This window comes from Xanthomonas sp. SHU 199 (assembly GCF_000364665.1).
Taxonomy (GTDB): domain Bacteria; phylum Pseudomonadota; class Gammaproteobacteria; order Xanthomonadales; family Xanthomonadaceae; genus Xanthomonas_A; species Xanthomonas_A sontii.
Map to the genome: position 1 here is coordinate 1 of NZ_AQOI01000806.1, position 17,428 is coordinate 17,428.

A 17,428-nucleotide genomic window follows, 5' to 3' on the forward strand; every position below is an offset into this window, starting at 1 on the left:
CCCATCACCGGGCTGGTGCTGCAACCGGTGGTCGGCGTGCTCAGCGACCGCACGGTGACGCGCTGGGGCCGGCGTATGCCGTACATGGTGGTGGGCGCGCTGGTCTGCAGCCTGTGCCTGCTGACCATGCCCTTCAGCGTGGCGCTGTGGATGGCGGTGGCGCTGCTGTGGATGCTGGATGCGGCCAACAACGTGGCGATGGAGCCGTACCGCGCGCTGGTCAGCGACGTGCTGGCGCCGCCGCAGCGGCCGCTGGGCTACCTGACCCAGAGCGCGTTCACCGGCCTCGGCCAGACCCTGGCCTATGTCACCCCGCCGTTGCTGGTGTGGCTGGGCATGAACCAGGACGCGGCCAACGCCCACCACATTCCCTACGTCACCATCGCCGCGTTCGCGATCGGTGCGGGCTTCTCCGCCGCCTCGATCCTGCTCACCGCGCGCAGCGTGCGCGAGCCGGTGCTGCCGGCGGCGGAGCTGCAGCGCCTGCGCAGCGCCGCGTCCGGGCCGCTGGCGACGCTGCGCGAGATCGTCGATGCGGTGCGACAGATGCCGCCGACGATGCGGCAGATGGCGCCGGTGATGCTGTTCCAGTGGTATGCGATGTTCTGCTACTGGCAGTACATCGTGCTGTCGCTGTCGACCACGCTGTTCGGCACCACCGCGGCCGATTCGCATGGCTTCCGCGAGGCCGGCCTGGTCAACGGGCAGATCGGCGGCTTCTACAACTTCGTCGCCTTCCTGGCCGCGTTCGCGATGGTGCCGGTGGCGCGGCGGTTCGGCCCCAAGGCCACCCACGCCGCCTGCCTGGTCGCCGCCGGCATCGGCATGTGCGTGCTGCCGTCGATCCACGATCGCTGGCTGCTGCTGCTGCCGATGCTCGGCATCGGCCTGGCCTGGGCCAGCATGATGGGCAATCCCTACCTGATGCTGGCCAACAGCATCCCGCCCGAGCGCACCGGCGTGTACATGGGCCTGTTCAACCTGTTCATCGTGCTGCCGATGCTGATCCAGATCGTGACACTGCCGCTGTACTACGACCGCCTGCTGCAGGGCGACCCGCGCAACGTGATTCGCCTGGCCGGCGCGCTGATGCTGGCGGCGGCGGTGGCGATGCTGTTGGTGAAGCGTCGGGAATGGGGAACCGGGAATGGGGAATCGGAAAAGCGCGGCGCGGCGCACTGAAGCGCCGCCGCAGCGGCGATCTCCGATCTCGCACGGCGCGGTCCATCCCGTTGCACGAACGCCGCTGGCCTGGCGACGTGTGGCTCATGCCATGGACGCCACGCCGATCCGATTGCCACCGGCCTTCTTCGCGCGGTACATCGCCCCATCGGCATGCACCAGCAGGCTGTGGGCGTCGTCGCCGTGATCGGGGTAGAACGCCACGCCGATGCTGGGCAACACGTGCAGGTGGTGGCCCTCCAGGTCGAACGCCTCGCCGAAGACAGCCAGGATCCTGTTGGCCGTTGCCGTGGCATGGTCGGCCGAGTGGCAGCCTTCGATCAGCACCACGAATTCGTCCCCGCCCAGCCGGGCGACCGTGTCCGATGCGCGGACGCAGTCGAGCAGGCGCCCGGCCACGCGCTGCAGCAGCAGATCGCCGACCGCATGGCCGAGGGTGTCGTTCACGTCCTTGAAGCGATCCAGGTCGATGAACAACAGCGACAGCCGTCTGCGCGCGCGCCGGGCCTGCACCAGGGCGGTCTCGAGCCGGTCCAGGAACAGCTGGCGATTGGGGAGCTGGGTCAGATGGTCGTACTGGGCCATGTGCTGCAGGCGTTCCAGCGTCTGCTTGCGCTCGACGGCGGCTGCCACCTGGGTGGACACGAACTGCAGCAGCGCCTGGTCCTTGTCGGTGTAGCGCGACTGTTCGGAATAGCCGAGCAGCACCAGCAGGCCGAGAACGCCCTTCGGTGTCTGCAGCGGAACGCCCAGCCACGAATGGGGCTGCGGTGCGAGCGCGGACTGCTCCAGTCCACCTGATGCCGGCGTGATGGGGGCGTAGGGTGCGCGCAGGAGCGTGCAGCCGGTGCGGATCACCTCGGCGTGCAGCGGCGCCTCGGCCAGCAGCAGGCAGGGCGGTGCGGCATGGTGCTCATCGGCATGGTAGGGAAAGCGCAGCGTCTGCGACGACGCGTCGTACAGCGCCACGGAAAAATTGGTGGCGGGCAGCAGTTCGCCGATGATCTGGTGGATGCGGCTGCACAGCGACTCCAGCGTCTGCTCGGTATGGGCCGCCTCCGAAATGCCGTAGAGCGCCGCCTGCAGCGCCTCGGTCGACTTGCGCTCGGTGATGTCGTGCGCCACGGCCAGGCGCATGCTGTAGTCGGCGACCCAGCGCGCGGTCCAGCGAATGTGCGCGATGCGCCCGTCCTTGCGGATGTAGCGGTTCTCGAAGTGGAGCTGCAGCGCGCCCTCGGTGATGCTGTCGGCCTGCGCGCGGGTGGCCGGCAGGTCGTCGGGATGCACCATGTCGAGCATGCGCTTGCCTGTCACCTCCTGCGGCGTATAGCCGAAGATGCGCTCGAAGGCGGGGCTGACGAACACGATGGTGCTGTCCGGTTCGACGATGCAGACCGCATCGAGCAGCAGGTCCACGATGTTCAGGGGCGAAATGCGTTGCATGCGGCACGAGTCGTCGGAGCCTGGTGACCCATTGTGCCGCGATGCCGCGATTTGCGCTGGCATCGCGGGGAGGGCGCCAGGAGGTGATGCAGCTGGGGTTCGGGTGCGCTGGAGGCGCGCTCCGCAGCAACCGGCACAGGTGCGCGTCCTTGCCGCGTTCTCGACGGCGCTATCCCCGCCTCAGGCCGATTCCCGCACGACCAGACTCACCGGCAGCTCCACCGATTGCACCGGCGTGCCGGCGATCAGGTTCAGCACGCCGTCCACCAGCAGGGTGGCGGCCTGGGCCAGGTCCTGGCGCACGGTGGTCAGCGGTGGCTGGCTGTAGGCGGCCAGGGGGATGTCGTCGAAGCCGACCAGGGCGATGTCCTGCGGCACGCGGTGGCCGGCTTCGATCAGGGCGCGGATCGCGCCCAGGGCGATCACGTCGGAGGCGGCAAACACCGCATCCGGCGGGTCGGTCTTCTTCAGCATCGCGCGGGTCAGGCGGTAGGCGTCTTCGCTGAGGAAGTGGCTGCGCGCGTGCAGCCGCGGGTCGAACGCCAGGCCGTGCGCGTCGAGCATGCGCCGGTAGCCGGCGAAGCGCGGCGCCACTTCCGGCAACTGCTCGTCGCCGAGGAAGGCGATGCGCCGGCGGCCATGTTCGATCAGGTGCGCGGTGGCCAGTTCGCCGCCGCGCAGGTTGTCGCTGCCCACGCTGGCATAGGCCTGGCCGTCGATGCGACTGCCCCATACCAACATCGGCAGGCCGCCGCGCGCGGCGGCGTCGAGCGAGGCGTGCTCGTGGCTCTGGCCGAGCATGATGACGCCGTCGGCGCGGCTGTTGCGCGCCAGGTCTTCGACCCAGTGGTCCTGGTGCTGGTCCAGCTTGGACAGCAGCATGCTGTAGCCACGCGCGGTCAGCGCGTCGGCCAGCAGCGCCAGCATGGTCATCATGAACGGGTCCGACAGCGGCTGCTCGTGCGCGTGCATCAGCGGCACCGCCACGCAGACGATGTTGGAGCGGCGCGAACGCAGGCTGCGCGCCACCGGGTCGACCCGGTAGCCGGCGTCGCGGGCGAGTTGCTTGATGTAGGCGCGGGTGCGTTCGGCGACCACCGGATTGTCGGCCAGCGCGCGCGACACCGTGGATTCGGAGACGCCGGCCATGCGCGCGATGTCGGCCATCTGCAGGCGCGCGGCGGGCGCGCCGGATTCGGGTTTGTCGGACATGCGGAGCGGGCGCGACGGACGAAACGGAACCGGCAGTGTATGCCAGGCGGGCGTCGCGGCGCTTTGCACGCCGCGGCTGCATTGCCGCGGCGATGGCGCGCTGCATGCCTGTTCGCGTATGCCGCGGCGTGCCTGCCTGCCGAATCCGGTGGCCGTGCGCGGTTGAGCACACGTCCACGTCCCGCATCCTCGCTGCATGCACGCGCAACCGTGGCGCCATGCGAGGCAGGCGAGGCGCTAGGCCATGTGCAGGCCGCCGTTGACCGCGTAGTCCGCGCCGGTGACGTAGGCTGCCTCGTCCGAGGCCAGCCAGGCGCACAGCGCCGCCACTTCCTCGGGTTTGCCGAGCCGGCGCAGCGGCACCGAACTGGCGAGACGATCGAGCACGTCCGGTGGGAAGCCGCTGATCGCCGCGCTGGCGATGTAGCCGGGCGACACCGTGTTGACGGTGACCCCGCGCGAGGCCACTTCCTGCGCCAGCGCGCGGCTGAAGCCCTGCATCGCCGCCTTGGCGGTGGCGTAGTTGATCTGCCCGATCTGGCCCTTCTGCGCGCTGACCGCGCCGATGTTGACGATACGGCCCCAGCCGCGCGCGGTCATGCCGTCCACCACCTGCTTGGTGATGTTGAACAGCGCATGCAGGTTGCTGGCGATCACCGCCTGCCAGTCCTCGCGGCCCATCTGCCGGAACAGCATGTCGCGGCTGCCGCCGGCGTTGTTGACCAGCACGTCTATCTCGCCGACCTCGGCCTTGACCTTGGCGAACGCCGCCACCGTGGAATCCCAGTCGGTGGCGTTGCCCTCGGAGGCGATGAAGTCGAAGCCGAGCTCGCGCTGCTCGCGCAGCCACGCCGACTTGCGCGGCGAGTCCGGCCCGCAGCCGGCGACCACGGTGTGGCCGTTGCGCGCCAGCTTCTGGCAGATCGCGGTGCCGATGCTGCCCATGCCGCTGGTGACGTAGGCGATTCTGAGGGTCACGTTGAACTCCTTCGGAGTTGGGAATCGGGATTGGGGAGTCGGGATTGGACGGGCGCGCGGGCGGTGGCTGTTACGAATCCCCAATGCCCAATCCCCAATCCCGGGCGGCGCTCACTTCGCCAAAGGAAAGAGGCCGAATAGCAGCCCGCCGCCCATCAACACCAACGACACCAGCACCGCCCACTTCAGGGTGAAGCGCTGGTGGTCGGCGAAGTCGACCTTGGCCAGGCCGACCAGCAGGTAGGTGGAGGGCACCAGTGGGCTGAGCAGGTGTACCGGTTGTCCGGCCAGCGAGGCGCGGGCCATTTCCACCGGGGTGATGCCGTAGTGGCTGGCGGCGTCGGACAGGATCGGCAGCACGCCGAAGTAGAAGGCGTCGTTGGACATGAAGAAGGTGAAGGGCATGCTCGCCAGTGCGGTGATCACCGCCAGGTACGGGCCCCAGGCGTCGGGGATCACCGCCAGGAAGCTGCGCGACATCGCCTCGACCATGCCGGTGTTGGAGAGGATGCCGGTGAACACGCCGGCGGCGAAGATCAGCGACACCACCGACAGCACGTTGCCGGCATGGTTGACCAGGCGCCGGCGCTGCTCGGCCAGGTTCGGGTAGTTGATCAGCAGCGCCAGGGCGAAGCCGATCATGAACAGCACCGGCATCGGCAGCACGCCGATCACCAGCGCCGCCATCAGCGCCAGGGTCAACGCCAGGTTCACCCACAGCAGCCGCGGCCGCTTGATGTCCTCGGCATCCTCCACGGTGGGCAGCGCCTCGCCGTCGTCGGCCACGCTGCCGTCCATCCAGGCATCGCCGGGCAGCGTCACCACGCCGAGGCGCCGGCGTTCCTTCATGCCCAGGTACCAGGCCAGCAGCAGGATGCCGACGATCGCCAGCGCCATCGCCGGCACCAGCGGCACGAACACGTCGGCCGGGTCCACGTGCAGCGCGGTGGCCGCGCGTGCGGTCGGGCCGCCCCACGGCGTCAGGTTCATCACCCCGCCGGCGAGGATGGTCACGCAGGTCATGTTCAGCGCGTTCATGCCCAGCCGCCGGTACAGCGGCAGCATCGCCGAGACGGTGATCATGTAGGTGGTGGAGCCGTCGCCGTCGAGCGAGATCAGCAGCGCCAGCACCGCGGTGCCGACCACGATCTTCATCGGGTCGCCCTTGACCAGGCGCAGGATGCGCCGCACCAGCGGATCGAACAGGCCGGCGTCGATCATCACCCCGAAGTACAGGATCGCGAACATCAGCATGACGCCGGTGGGCGCGATCTTCTTGATCCCCTCCAACATCATCTCGTTGATGCCGGTGCCGAAGCCGCCGGCCAGCGCGAACACGATCGGCACGATGATCAGCGCGATCAGCGGCGACAGCCGCTTGCTCATGATCAGGTACATGAAGGTAATGACCATTCCGAAACCGAGCGCGGTCAGCATGGAAGTTCCTCAGGGCAGTGCATGAAAGAAGATGGACCCCGCATCAGGGATCCGAAAAGAGGCCGACCAGACGTCACATCGCACGATCCCGCCGTTGCGAATCCCAAATCCCCATTCCCCAATCCCGGCACTCAGAAGTCATACTGAAAGCGCCCGGTGATCGCCCGCGTATGGTCCAGCGTCACGCCGGCCAGGTGATCGCGGTTGCGGCTGTCGATCAGGTTGAGCATCAGCCGCAGGTTCGGTTTGAGGTACCAGTTGCCGGCCAGCGTCCACGAGGCGGTGGAAGCGTCGAGCAGATCGGGCTGCCCGTCGCGGTGCTGCGCGCCCCACATGCGGTCGTAGCGCAATGCCAGTTCGAAGGCACCATATTTGTGATTGACCTGCCTGATGCGGGTGAAACGCCCGGTCTTGCTGTCGTAGCGGCGCGATTCGCCGGTGGCGAACCAACTGACGAAGCCGTAGGCCGCCATCACCTCGGCGCGCTGCGCGCCGTCGTCGAACAGCCCGCCGCTGAACTCGCCCTGCCACGACAGCGGCCCGCGCACCTGCGCGTATTCCAGCGACCACTTGTCCACGTCGGTGTCGCGGCCGTCGGCGAAGCGCGCCAGGGTGACGCGGCTGGCGTCGGACAGGTGCCCGGCCGGGCGCGGGCGGATGCTCAGCGCGGGCGCGCCGCCGGCACCGGGATGGTCGTAGTGCTCGTGCGCCAGCGACAGGCCCAGATGCAGCACGTCGCCGTCGCGCGCGCCCGGCGCCCAGGTGCCGCGGCCGCCGAACGCGTGGCCGCGGACGTTGGAGACGTCGATGCTCTGCAGGCTGTAGACGCTGGCGGCCCAGGTGTAGTCGGTGCCCGCGGCCTGCCACGACACCGCCTTGCGGTACAGCGGCGCCAGCGTACTGGCTGCGCCGCTGCGCTCCAGGAACTGGCCGAAGTTGGAGCCGGTGCGGTCGTCGAGCGTGAAGTACTGCTTGAACTGGCCCACGGTGAGCGTGCCGGCATCGAATTTACGGGTGAGGTAGACGTCCTTGGCCTCGATGCCCTTGCCGTTGAAGTCGTCCTGCAGCCCGGCGAAGTCGCCTTCGACCTTGTAGCCGAAGCCGAAGACCTTGCCGGACACGTCCAGCCACAGCCGGCGGATCTCGGTGTCGTCGGGATTGGGCGTGCCGCGCCGGTCGTTGTCGAAGTGGGCGAAATCCCAGTGCAGCCGCCCGCCGAGTTCGGCGGTCACCGGGCCGTCGTCGTCGCCATCGGCGGCGCGCGCCGATCCGGCCAGGCACAGCAACGCGCAGGCGCTGCCCCATGTCAGAGTCTTCAGTTCCACGTCCCCTCCCAGGTGCGTGTCGCAGCGATTGGATCGGTCCGTCCGCAACGGCCGCGGACCGGCATGGACGCAGCCTAGTCGGACGTAGCTGTCAACGACCTGTCGGCGGTGGGAAATCGGGAATCGAGAATGGGGAATCGAAAAAGCACGTTCCTGGATGCGCTAGGCTTCTGCCGTTGCTGTTTCCATTCCCCATTCCCCATTCCCGATTCACCATTCCCAGCCTCCAATGCGCCTGCTCCTGGTAGAAGACAACGCCGATCTCGCCGATGCGATCGTGCGGCGCATGCGCCGCAGCGGGCATGCGGTGGATTGGCAGCGCGATGGCTTGAGTGCGGCCGGGGTGCTGCGCTACCAGCGCTTCGATCTGGTGGTGCTGGATATCGGCCTGCCGGGGCTGGACGGGCTGCGCGTGCTGGCCGGGCTGCGCGAGCGCGGCGATACCACGCCGGTGCTGATGCTGACCGCGCGCGACGGCATCGAGGATCGGGTGCAGGCGCTGGACGTGGGCGCCGACGATTACCTGGGCAAGCCGTTCGACTTTCGCGAGTTCGAGGCGCGCTGCCGGGTGCTGCTGCGGCGCAATCGCGGCCAGGCCAGCGAGGTGGTGCAGCTCGGCGGTTTCGCCTTCGACAACGCCGCGCACAGCGTCAGCCTGGACGGCACGCCGATCGAACTGCCCAACCGCGAGTATCGGCTGCTGGAGATCCTGATTGGCCGGCTCGGCCAGGTGGTGGGCAAGGACGAGATCGGCAACGGCCTGTTCGGCTTCGACGACGAGGCCGGGCCGAATGCGATCGAACTGTACGTCGGGCGCCTGCGCAAGAAGCTGGCCGACGCGCCGCTGCGCATCGTCACCGTGCGCGGCGTCGGCTACAAGCTGGAGGCGGCCGCGTCGCCGCCGGACCCGGCGGCAGCGGACGGCGATGGCTGAGGCCGCGCCGCCGGCGCCGTCGATCCGGCGCACGCTGCTGCGTTACCTGGGCGCGCTGTCGCTGCTCGGCGCGGTGGCGCTGTTCTTCGTCGCCCGCGACTACGGCCAGCGTGCCGCCAACCGCTCCTACGACCACCTGCTGGTGTCCTCGGCACTATCCATCGTCGACTCGGTGGCGCTGGCCGGCGGTCAGTGGCAGGTGGACCTGCCGTATGCCGCGCTGGACCTGCTGGCGATGGCGCCGGAGGACCGGGTGTTCTACCGCGTGTTCGATGCGCGCGGGCGCACCATCACCGGCTACGACGACCTGCCGGCGGCGCCCTCGCTGCCGCGCGCCAGCGCGCCGCCGCGCTTGTTCGATGCGGTCTACAGCGGCGAGCCGGTGCGCTTCGCGGTGGTGTCGCGGCGGGTGTCCTCGGCGGCGGCGCAGGACCAGGTGTGGGTGCAGGTGGGGCAGACCCGGCGCGCCCGCGAGGCGCTGGCGCAGGACGTGGTGCTGCATGCGCTGGTGGCGATCGCGCTGTTGTCGCTGCTGGCCTTGGCGCTGGTGTGGCTGGGCGTATCGCGTGCGCTGCGGCCGCTGCGGACGCTGGAGCGCGAACTGTCGCGGCGCGAACCGTCCGAACTGAAGCCGGTGGCCGCGACGGCGCCGCAGGAGATGCAGCAGATGGTGGCGGCGCTGAACCGCTTCATGGCGCGCCTGGCCGGCAGCAACGAGACCCTGCGTGCGTTCATGGCCGAGGCCGCGCACCAGATGCGCACGCCGCTGGCGGCGCTGCGTGCGCAGGCGCAACTGGCGCTGGACGAGGACGACCCGCACGAGATGCGTCGCAGCCTGGAGGCGATCGAGCGCAATGCCACGCACATGAGCCGCCTGCTCAACCAGTTGCTCAGCGACGCCAGCGTGATCCACCGTTCCAACCTGCAGCGCTACGCCAGCGTCGACCTGGCCGAGGTGTTGCACCAGGCGCTGCACGAGGCCGTGCCGCAGGCCGCGCCGCGGCCACGCGTGCAACTGGCCGTGGCCAGCGAACCGGCGCTGGTGCGCGGCGATGCGCTGCTGTTGCGCGAGGCGATCAAGAACCTGATCGACAATGCCTGCAAGTACGGCGGCGATGGCCCGCTGCAGGTGGCGCTGACCTGCAGCGCGCGCGATTGCGTGGTGACCGTGGCCGACCATGGCCCGGGCATCGCCGCCGCCGAGGCCGAACGCGTGTTCGAGCGTTTCGTGCGCGGCGAGGGTGCGGCCGCCGGCGGCGCCGGGCTGGGCCTGGCGATCGTCAAGCGCGTGGTCGAGGCCCATGGCGGGCGCATCGACCTGTCCAATCGCGTGGGCGGCGGCCTGATCGCCAGCCTGCACCTGCCGAGGTTGCATCCATGAGCCTGCCCGCGCTGCTGCGCCGTCTGCCGCTGTTGCTGAGCATGCTGCTCGCCGGCAATGCCCTGGCCGCGCCCGGCGACGTGCGCCGCTTTCCGGCGCAGGGCGCGGCCACCGCACAACTGTGCATCCAGGGTTCGACCGACATCGAGGTGTTCGCCGCGGTGATCGGCGACTACCAGCGCCTGCATCCGCAAACCGAAGTGGTGTACCAGGACGTGATCGCCGGCGATATCTACCGGCGCTACCTGCATCCAGGCCCTGGCCCGCGCTGCGCCGATCTGCTGATCAGCGCCAGCATGGATCTGCAGACCAAGCTGGTGAACGACGGTCACGCACTGGCGCACCGCTCGCCGCAGACCGAGGCGCTGCCGGCGTGGGCGCAGTGGCGGCACGAGGTCTTCGGCATCAGCTACGAGCCGGTGGCGATCGTCTACAACACCGCGCGGCTGCCGGCCGCGCAGGTGCCGCGCACCCGCCGCCGGCTGCTGGAACTGCTGCGCGCGCCGGGCTCGCCGCTGCGTGGGCGTATCGGCACCTACGACGTGGAGCGCAGCGGCGTGGGCTACCTGTTCGCGACCCAGGACAGCCAGCTCGGCAGCATGGCCGGCGCGTTGCTGGCGGCAATGGGCGACAACCAGGTGGTGCTGGAAGAACGCACCGGCGTGCTGCTGGACAAGGTCGCGCGCGGCGACCTGCTGCTGGCCTACAACGTGCTGGGTTCGTACGCGCAGGCGCGCATCGATGCCGGCGCGCCGCTGGCGATCGTGCAGCCGGAGGACTACACCCTGGTCGCGCTGCGCACCGCGGTGATCCCGCGCGACAGCCCACACGCGGCCGAGGCGCGCCGTTTCCTGGATTACCTGCTGTCGCCGCGCGGGCAGCAGGGGCTGTCGCGCGAGGCGCGGCTGCAGCCGATCCTGCCGCAGCCGGGCGTGGCGGCGCAGGGGGGGCCGGCCGCTGCGTCGGCGTTCCGTCCGATCGCGCTGGGCCCGGGGCTGCTGGTGTATCTGGATGCGCTGAAGCGACGTCAGTTCCTGGACGCCTGGCGCAGCAGCATGCAGCAGGCACCGCCGCACTGAGCCGGGGTGGTGCCGGTCAGCGCGCGAAGCGCGGCTGGCGCCCGGGCGAACACAGCACGCGTACGCTGTCGCCCAGTTCTTCCGGTGCGCCGCCGGCCAGCAGCGCGTGCAGGCGCGGCCGGTCCGGCGCCGCGCCCGGGGCCAGTCCCACCCAGGCGTCCTTGCCGGCGCCCTTGGCGGCGTAGAGGCAGCGGTCGGCCAGGCCCACGCTCTGTTCCCAGTCGCCCAGCGCCGGCCACGCGGCGACGAACGGCCACGGGGCGAAGCCGATGGAGCAGGTCAGGGTCAGTTCGCGCTCGGCCAGCGCGAAGCGCTGCGTCGCCACCGCCGCACGCAGGCGTTCGGCCAGGTCGCTGGCGACGTCTTCGCGCGGCAGGCGGGTGACCAGCAGGAACTCCTCGCCGCCCCAGCGCACCAGCAGGTCGCGTTCGCCGCACAGTCCGCGCAGGCGATCGGCGCAGTGCACCAGCGCGGCGTCGCCGGCCTGGTGGCCGTAGTCGTCGTTGATGCGCTTGAAGTTGTCCACGTCGATCATGAAGAAGTACAGCGCATCGGCGCTGCTGCCTTCGTCCAGCGCCGCCAGCAGGGCCGGGCATTCGCGCGCCAGCCAGTCCTGCAGCTCGCGGCGGTTGGCGACCTGGGTCAGCGGATCCAGGCGCGTGGCCGCCTGCAGGCGCGCATTGCTCTGCAGCAACTGCTGGTTGGCGCGTTCGAGCTGGCGGGTGCGCTCGGCCACGGTCAGGTTGAGCAGTTCCACCATGTCGCGCTCGCGGTTGACCGTGTGCCGCACCCGCTGCAGCGCCAGGCCGAGCAGCGCCAGGCCCAGCACGACGTAGCCGGCGTAGGCCAGCGGATGCCGCCAGGGCGGTGGCAGCACCTCGATCTGCAGCCGCCGCGCGCCACCGAACTGGCCGTCGCGCCCGGCCGCTTCCACCACCAGCGTGTAGCGGTCCGGTGGCAGGTGGCTGACCGAGAAGTCGCTGTGCGCGGTCTGCGGGTATACCCAGCCCTTCTGCAGCCCGTCGACGCGGTAGCGCAGGCGCGCGGTGCCCGGGGCGGCGAAGTCGATCGCGGTCATGCCGATGGTGAACACGTTGTCGCGGTGGTCCAGGGCGATGCGCTGCGCGTAGACCACGTCGCTCTCGGTCTGGTTCTCGCCGCCGTCGCGGTCCTCGCCGGCATTGAGGATGCGCAGGTCGGTGAGTACTGCGCGCGCTTGCGGGCTACGCAGCGGCAGGCGCGTGGGATCGATCACGTCCACGCCCTGGGTGCCGCCGAAATACAGCAGGCCGTGCGCGTCGCGGTAGCCGCGGCCGCTGTTGTACTCCTGGTTCTGCAGGCCGTCGCGGCGGCCCAGGCTCTGCACGATGCGCGTGCGCGGATCCAGCACGCTCAGGCCGTTGTTGGTGCTGAGCCACAGCCGCCCCTGCGGATCCGGCAGGATCGTGTAGATGACGTTGCTGCTGAGCCCCTCGCGGTCGCTGTAGCGCAGCGCCACGTCGCGCTTGAGGTCGATGCGGTACAGCCCGCCGGAGAAGGTGCCCACCCACAGCACGCCGTCGTGTTCGTACAGCGACCACACCGACGGGTACAGGGTGCTGCCGCGCGGGCGGTAGGGCTCGGCGGGACGGCCGCTGCGCATGCGCCACACGCCACAGTCGTTGCAGCCGATCCACAGCGTGTCTTCGCTGTCGCGGTAGACCCGGGTCAGGGTGTGCCCGTTCAGGGGTGCCCAGCGCGGATCGTTGCGCACGCGCCCATCGACCACGCGGGTCAGGCCGCGGCGGGTGGCCACCCATAGCGTGTCGCCTTCCAGCAGCAGATCGTTGACGTGCTCGTCGGCCAGCCCGCCCAGGCGCCGCACTGTGCCGTTGCGGTCCAGGCGCCACAGCCCCTGGCGCGTGCCCAGCCACCAGCCGTCGCGGTCGGCGGCGATGCTGCGGATCGCCTGGCTGGCCAGCCCGGGCACCAGCTGCCAGGCGGCACGGCTGCTGTCGCGCAGCAGCAGGCCCTGGTCGGTGCCGATCAGCATGCGCTCGCCGTCGCGCCAGATGCTGCGCACGCTGCTGCTGGGCCACGCATGGGTGTCGCTGACGCGCTCCTCGTCGTTGCGGATCACCGCCGACAACGGACGCACCCGGTACAGCCCGCCGGTGTAGGTGCCGATCCACCAGGTGCCGTCGGGTGCTTGGTAGAAGCGGATGATGGCGCTGTTGGGCGGCATGTCGAAGCTCAGCCGCTGCGGCGCGTGCTGCGCGCTGTCCAGTTGCGTCACCGTGGCATTGGTGGTGCCGACCAGCACGCGGCCGTCGTGCAGCCGGATCAGCGCGCTGAGGTCGCTGCCGCCGGTGGCCAACTGCGCTGGCGTCCAGTGCGCCAGCACCGCGCCCTGCGCATCGAGCTGGAACAGGCCGCCGCTCGCCGAGGCCAGCCACAGCCCTTCCGGGCCGGACTGCAGGCCCACGCATTCGTCGATGCCGCGCGGTGCCGGCAGTTCCTCGCGCGCGTCGCGGCCCAGCCTCCACAGCCGGCATTGCCGGTCCAGTGCCACTGGTTGCTTGCCGTCCGGCATCCAGGTCAGGCCCACCACCGGCGCATCGCCGCCCAACGGGCGCGCCCGCTGCAGGTCGGCCTCGACCCGGTCCATGCCGCGTTCGGTGCCCAGCCATGCGCCGCCCTGCGGATCGATCAGGATCTGGGTGACGCGGTTGTGCGACAGGCCCTGCTTCGCGTCGAGACGGTGGTGTTGCCAGGTGGCCAGCTCGATCACTTCCAGGCCGGCGTCGTTGGTGCCCAGCCACAGGCGGGTGCCGCGCGGCTCGAAGCCGATGCTGTCGATGCTGCTGCTGAGCAGGCTCTGCCGGCTGTCGCTGCCGAGTTCGCGCCGGTAGGCGCGGAACAGATGCCCGTCGAAGCGGTTCAGGCCTTCCTGCGTACCGACCCACAGGAAGCCCTGGTCGTCGCTCTGCAGGGCGTTGATCGACAGCTGCGACAGGCCCTCGTCCAGACCGAAGTGCTCCAGGCTGCTCGGCAGCTCGTCGTCGCTTGCGGTGACGGCCGCGGACGCGTCCGGCGCGAGCGCCAGGCACACGATGAGGCAGGACGCGGCCAGCGGCAGGCGGCCCAGCAGATTGGAGAACGAGACGGTCACGCCGTGTTATCGGCCATGGTGGGGCCGGCCTTGAATGCGCGGCCGAGGACGCCTTGCTGCGCGCTGCGGAGGGCCACGCGCGTGTGGCGGTGCTGTGCGCAAGGTCCCGCGCGTTCCGCCGCACGCATCCGCCATGCCGGTCTCGGCCAATCCGCCGCCGCCCGATCGGCCCCGCGCACTCGGCATCCAACGGCCACGCACGTACACTGCGGGTCCTGCGCGTAGTCCGCGCCCACCCGACGCCGCGTTGCAGCGTCATGCCAGCCGCCTTCACGCCCATGGATGCCCCGACGATCCTGGTCGCCGACGACCACCCGCTGTTCCGCGCCGCCGTGCTGCACGCGCTGCGCCAGGCCTTGCCGCGTGCCCTGGTGGTGGAGGCGGCCAGCGCTGGCACCCTGGATGCCGCGCTGGCCGCGCAGGCCGATGCCGATCTGATCCTGCTGGACCTGGCCATGCCCGGCGCGCGCGGCTTCTCGGCCCTGCTGCACGTGCGCGGCGAGCGCCCGGACGTGCCGGTGGTGGTGATTTCCTCCAACGACCATCCGCGGGTGATCCGCCGCGCGCAGCAGTTCGGCGCGGCCGGCTTCATTCCCAAGTCCTCGCCGGCCGAGACCATCGGCATTGCGGTGGCGGCGGTGCTCGACGGCGGCACCTGGTTCCCACCGCTGACCGCGGCGCGGTCGGAGGCCGACGCGCAGCTGGCGGCGCGCCTGGCGCAACTGACCCCGCAGCAGTTCCGGGTGCTGCTGTGCCTGGCCGATGGCCTGCTCAACAAGCAGATCGCCTACGAACTGGGCCTGGCCGAGAACACCGTCAAGGTCCACGTGACCGCGATCCTGAAGAAGCTCGAATGCCACAGCCGCACCCAGGCCGCGGTGCTGGTGAAGGCGCTGGAGCCGGAAGGCGAGGCCTGAACCGGGCGCCGGCGGGGGGCGTTTTCTGCGGCGCCCGGATACGCGATGCTATGCGCCGATGCCCGCGCCCCCCGCGGGCGGAGACCACCGGACCATGCCCACCACGACCCTCCGCAACGAGCAGACCGCCCACTATCCGTTCCTGCAGGAGATGCTGGACGACGACTACTTCCCCCCGTCGCTGGTCGGCAAGGGACAGAAGATCCTGCTGCGGTTGTGCGAGGCGATCGAGGCGCAGGCACCGGCAGACCTGCCGGCGCTGTACCGGCTCACCCATGCCGCCACCGAAGAGTTCAACAAGCTGGCGCTGGAGTTCGAGGCCCACGACAGCGAGATCGAGACCGCCGCAAGCGAGAACATCGGCGTGGATTTCCTGCATATCGCCAAGGCCTATGGTTTCGCCGACGCCGACGTCGAAGAGCTGATCGCCCCGCGCGAGTGGTAGAGGCATCGCTGCGCGCCCGTACCCTCACCCCAACCCCTCTCCCGAGGGGAGAGGGGCTAGCCCTTCCCTTCTCCCTTCGGGAGAAGGTGCCCCGCAGGGGCGGATGAGGGTACGGCAGCTAGAGATCCAAACTCCCCGAACCCAAAACCAAACCAAACCAAACCCAAGCAAAAGCCTCACCCACGCCGCAGCAACATCTGCGTCATCAGTGCGCGCAGGGCTGGCGCGCGGACCGGTTTGGCCAGGAAGCCCCAGCCGCGGTCCTGTGCCAGGGTGCGCAGCGCCGGATCGGCTTCGGCGGTGACCAGGATTACCCGCGGCTCGGCCTGCCAGCCTGCGCACAGCTGCGCGAACAGGGTCGGGCCGTGGCAGTCGCCCATGCGCACGTCCAGCAATACCAGTTCCGGCGCCTGTGCCGGCTGCGCTGCGGCCAGCGCCTGGTCCGGGCCGGCGGCCAGTTCCACCTGGCAGGCCCAGCGCGTCAGCAGAGTCCGGCTGGCCTCGCAGACGCGCGGGTCGTCGTCGATGCACCAGACCCGGCAGCCATGCAGGATCGGGTCGTCGCCGTTGTCGCTGGCCATCGCCGCCGGCAGCTGGCGTTGCGCCGCAGCGGCATCGCCCAGCGGCACGGTCACCGAGAACACGCTGCCGCGGCCCAACTGCGAGCGCAGGCCGATACGGTGGCCGAGCAGGCGGCCGATGCGCTCCACGATCGCCAGGCCGAGGCCGGCGCCGCGGTCGTTGGCGACGCCGTCGCCAAGTCGGCGGAATTCCTCGAAGATCTCCTGCTGCAGGGCGTCGGGAATACCCGGTCCCTGGTCGTGCACTTCGATGCGCAACTGCGCACCGTCGCGCCGGCAACCCAGCAGCACCCGTCCGCGTGGGGTGTAGCGCACCGCGTTGGACAGGAAGTTCTGCAGGATGCGCCGCAGCAGGGTCGCGTCGCTGCGCACGGTGGCGCGGGTCGGTACGTAGTCCAGGCGCAGCCCACGGCCTTCGGCGACGATGCCGAACTCGCGTGCCAGGGTCTGCAGCAGCGGGTCCAGCGCCAGGTCCTGCACCTGCGTCTTCAACGTGCCCGCTTCCAGTCGCGAGATGTCCAGCAGGCTGTTGAGGATCGCATCCTGCGCCGCCAGCGCGTTGTCGACGTGGTCGGCGATCTGCCGCGCATCGGCGTCGTGCAGCTTGCCGCGCAGTGCCGACACGAACATGCGTGCGGCGTTGAGCGGCTGCAGCAGGTCGTGCACCGCCGAGGCCACGAAGCGGGTCTTGTAGCGGTTGGCGTTCTCGGCCTCGCGCTTGGCCTCGGCCAGGTCGTGGGTGCGCTCGGCGACGCGATGCTCCAGCGCGTCGGCCAGCGAGCGCAGCTCGCGTGCGGCGTTCTTGTAGCTGGTGATGTCGGCGTAGCTGGTCACGAAGCCGCCGTCGGGCAGCGGATTGCCGCGGATCTCCAGCACCGTGCCGTCGTCCTTCTCGCTCTCGCGCATGTGCGGGCGGCCGCTGCGCAGGTGGTCCAGGCGGCGCTGGATCGCCGCTTCCACCGGGCCGGGGCCGAGCAGGCCGCGGCGCGCGTTGTAGCGGAACACATCCTCGATCGGGCGCCCGACCCGGATCAGTTCCGGCGGGAAGCGGAAGATCTCCAGATAGCGCGAATTCCACGCCACCAGGCGCAGTTGCGCATCGATGATCACCACGCCCTGCGGCAGGTGCTCCAGGCTGCGGCTGAGGCCGGTGTCGGCCTGCTGCGCGGCCTGCACGATGCCGTCCTGGGCGGTGCGCAGCTCCTGCGCATGCTGCTGCAACAGTGCTTCCAGTTCGCGCCGGCTGCGCTGGCGCAGCCGTGCCAGGCGCTGGCGCTGCTGGAACAGCAGGCCCAGGAACGACAGCGCCAGCCAGATCCCGGCCGCGGCCAGCGCGGCGGCGCGGCCGGCCGCGCGGCTGCCA

The 17,428-nt window shown here is 70.3% G+C and carries 13 protein-coding genes; 6 read left to right on the forward strand and 7 right to left on the reverse strand.

The window, feature by feature from the left end; all coding sequences use genetic code 11:
* Positions 1-1,182 (forward strand): MFS transporter (locus D183_RS25645; RefSeq protein ID WP_017910905.1); only part of this gene is annotated, 1,182 nt, incomplete at its 5' end.
* An 84-nt stretch (positions 1,183-1,266) separates the two neighbouring features.
* Here the strand turns inward: D183_RS25645 and D183_RS0122045 are convergent.
* The 5 genes from D183_RS0122045 to D183_RS0122065 form a co-directional block, all read right to left on the reverse strand.
* Positions 1,267-2,625 carry a sensor domain-containing protein gene (locus tag D183_RS0122045; RefSeq protein WP_017910906.1) on the reverse strand — a complete coding sequence of 453 codons (1,359 nt, stop codon included), beginning with the start codon at positions 2,623-2,625 and terminating at the stop codon, positions 1,267-1,269.
* 180 nt (positions 2,626-2,805) lie between these two features.
* A complete protein-coding gene (locus D183_RS0122050) occupies positions 2,806-3,837 on the reverse strand; it encodes a LacI family DNA-binding transcriptional regulator (RefSeq protein WP_017910907.1) in 1,032 nt (343 codons plus the stop codon).
* Between the two features lie 237 nt (positions 3,838-4,074).
* Positions 4,075-4,815 carry an acetoacetyl-CoA reductase gene (gene phbB / locus D183_RS0122055; protein WP_010344527.1) on the reverse strand — a complete coding sequence of 247 codons (741 nt, stop codon included), beginning with the start codon at positions 4,813-4,815 and terminating at the stop codon, positions 4,075-4,077.
* 111 nt (positions 4,816-4,926) lie between these two features.
* Positions 4,927-6,252: a CitMHS family transporter gene (locus D183_RS0122060; protein WP_017910908.1), complete on the reverse strand. Its 1,326-nt coding sequence runs from the start codon at positions 6,250-6,252 to the stop codon at positions 4,927-4,929.
* A gap of 131 nt (positions 6,253-6,383) precedes the next feature.
* Entirely contained in the window at positions 6,384-7,538 is a 1,155-nt protein-coding gene (locus tag D183_RS0122065) for an OprO/OprP family phosphate-selective porin (protein WP_441366833.1), read from the reverse strand.
* A gap of 268 nt (positions 7,539-7,806) precedes the next feature.
* On the opposite strand from D183_RS0122065, the gene D183_RS0122070 reads away from it, so the two are divergent.
* Genes D183_RS0122070 through D183_RS0122080 form a run of 3 tightly spaced genes read left to right on the forward strand, consistent with a single transcriptional unit; the run spans position 7,807 to position 10,971 of the window.
* On the forward strand, positions 7,807-8,511 hold the full coding sequence (locus D183_RS0122070) for a response regulator transcription factor (protein WP_017910910.1): 705 nt from the start codon (positions 7,807-7,809) through the stop codon (positions 8,509-8,511).
* Complete coding sequence (locus D183_RS0122075) at positions 8,504-9,892, forward strand: sensor histidine kinase (RefSeq protein WP_017910911.1); 1,389 nt, start codon at positions 8,504-8,506, stop codon at positions 9,890-9,892. Before D183_RS0122070 ends, D183_RS0122075 begins: the two co-directional genes overlap by 8 nt.
* A gap of 41 nt (positions 9,893-9,933) precedes the next feature.
* Positions 9,934-10,971, forward strand: a complete 1,038-nt coding sequence (locus D183_RS0122080) for an ABC transporter substrate-binding protein (RefSeq protein ID WP_441366836.1) — start codon at positions 9,934-9,936, stop codon at positions 10,969-10,971.
* A gap of 16 nt (positions 10,972-10,987) precedes the next feature.
* Here the strand turns inward: D183_RS0122080 and D183_RS0122085 are convergent, their stop codons facing one another.
* Complete coding sequence (locus tag D183_RS0122085) at positions 10,988-14,122, reverse strand: ligand-binding sensor domain-containing diguanylate cyclase (RefSeq protein WP_017910913.1); 3,135 nt, start codon at positions 14,120-14,122, stop codon at positions 10,988-10,990.
* 278 nt (positions 14,123-14,400) lie between these two features.
* Here D183_RS0122085 and D183_RS0122090 point away from each other — a divergent pair, with 278 nt between their 5' ends.
* Together D183_RS0122090 and D183_RS0122095 are read left to right on the forward strand one after the other, a co-directional pair.
* Positions 14,401-15,039: a LuxR C-terminal-related transcriptional regulator gene (locus tag D183_RS0122090; RefSeq protein WP_017910914.1), complete on the forward strand. Its 639-nt coding sequence runs from the start codon at positions 14,401-14,403 to the stop codon at positions 15,037-15,039.
* Between the two features lie 94 nt (positions 15,040-15,133).
* On the forward strand, positions 15,134-15,484 hold the full coding sequence (locus D183_RS0122095) for a DUF5713 family protein (RefSeq protein ID WP_017910915.1): 351 nt from the start codon (positions 15,134-15,136) through the stop codon (positions 15,482-15,484).
* A gap of 176 nt (positions 15,485-15,660) precedes the next feature.
* On the opposite strand, the gene D183_RS0122100 is transcribed toward D183_RS0122095, so the two are convergent.
* On the reverse strand, positions 15,661-17,428 hold a 1,768-nt coding region (locus tag D183_RS0122100; protein WP_017910916.1), incomplete at its 5' end, for a hybrid sensor histidine kinase/response regulator.

Excerpts from the sequence above, each read along its gene's own strand:
- D183_RS0122045 (WP_017910906.1), bottom strand. The coding sequence starts at position 2,625 with ATGCAACGCATTTCGCCCCTGAACATCGTGGACCTGCTGCTCGATGCG.
- D183_RS0122050 (WP_017910907.1), bottom strand. The coding sequence starts at position 3,837 with ATGTCCGACAAACCCGAATCCGGCGCGCCCGCCGCGCGCCTGCAGATG.
- D183_RS0122060 (WP_017910908.1), bottom strand. The coding sequence starts at position 6,252 with ATGCTGACCGCGCTCGGTTTCGGAATGGTCATTACCTTCATGTACCTG.
- D183_RS0122070 (WP_017910910.1), top strand. The coding sequence starts at position 7,807 with ATGCGCCTGCTCCTGGTAGAAGACAACGCCGATCTCGCCGATGCGATC.
- D183_RS0122075 (WP_017910911.1), top strand. The coding sequence starts at position 8,504 with ATGGCTGAGGCCGCGCCGCCGGCGCCGTCGATCCGGCGCACGCTGCTG.
- D183_RS0122080 (WP_441366836.1), top strand. The coding sequence starts at position 9,934 with ATGCTGCTCGCCGGCAATGCCCTGGCCGCGCCCGGCGACGTGCGCCGC.
- D183_RS0122090 (WP_017910914.1), top strand. The coding sequence starts at position 14,401 with ATGGATGCCCCGACGATCCTGGTCGCCGACGACCACCCGCTGTTCCGC.
- D183_RS0122095 (WP_017910915.1), top strand. The coding sequence starts at position 15,134 with ATGCCCACCACGACCCTCCGCAACGAGCAGACCGCCCACTATCCGTTC.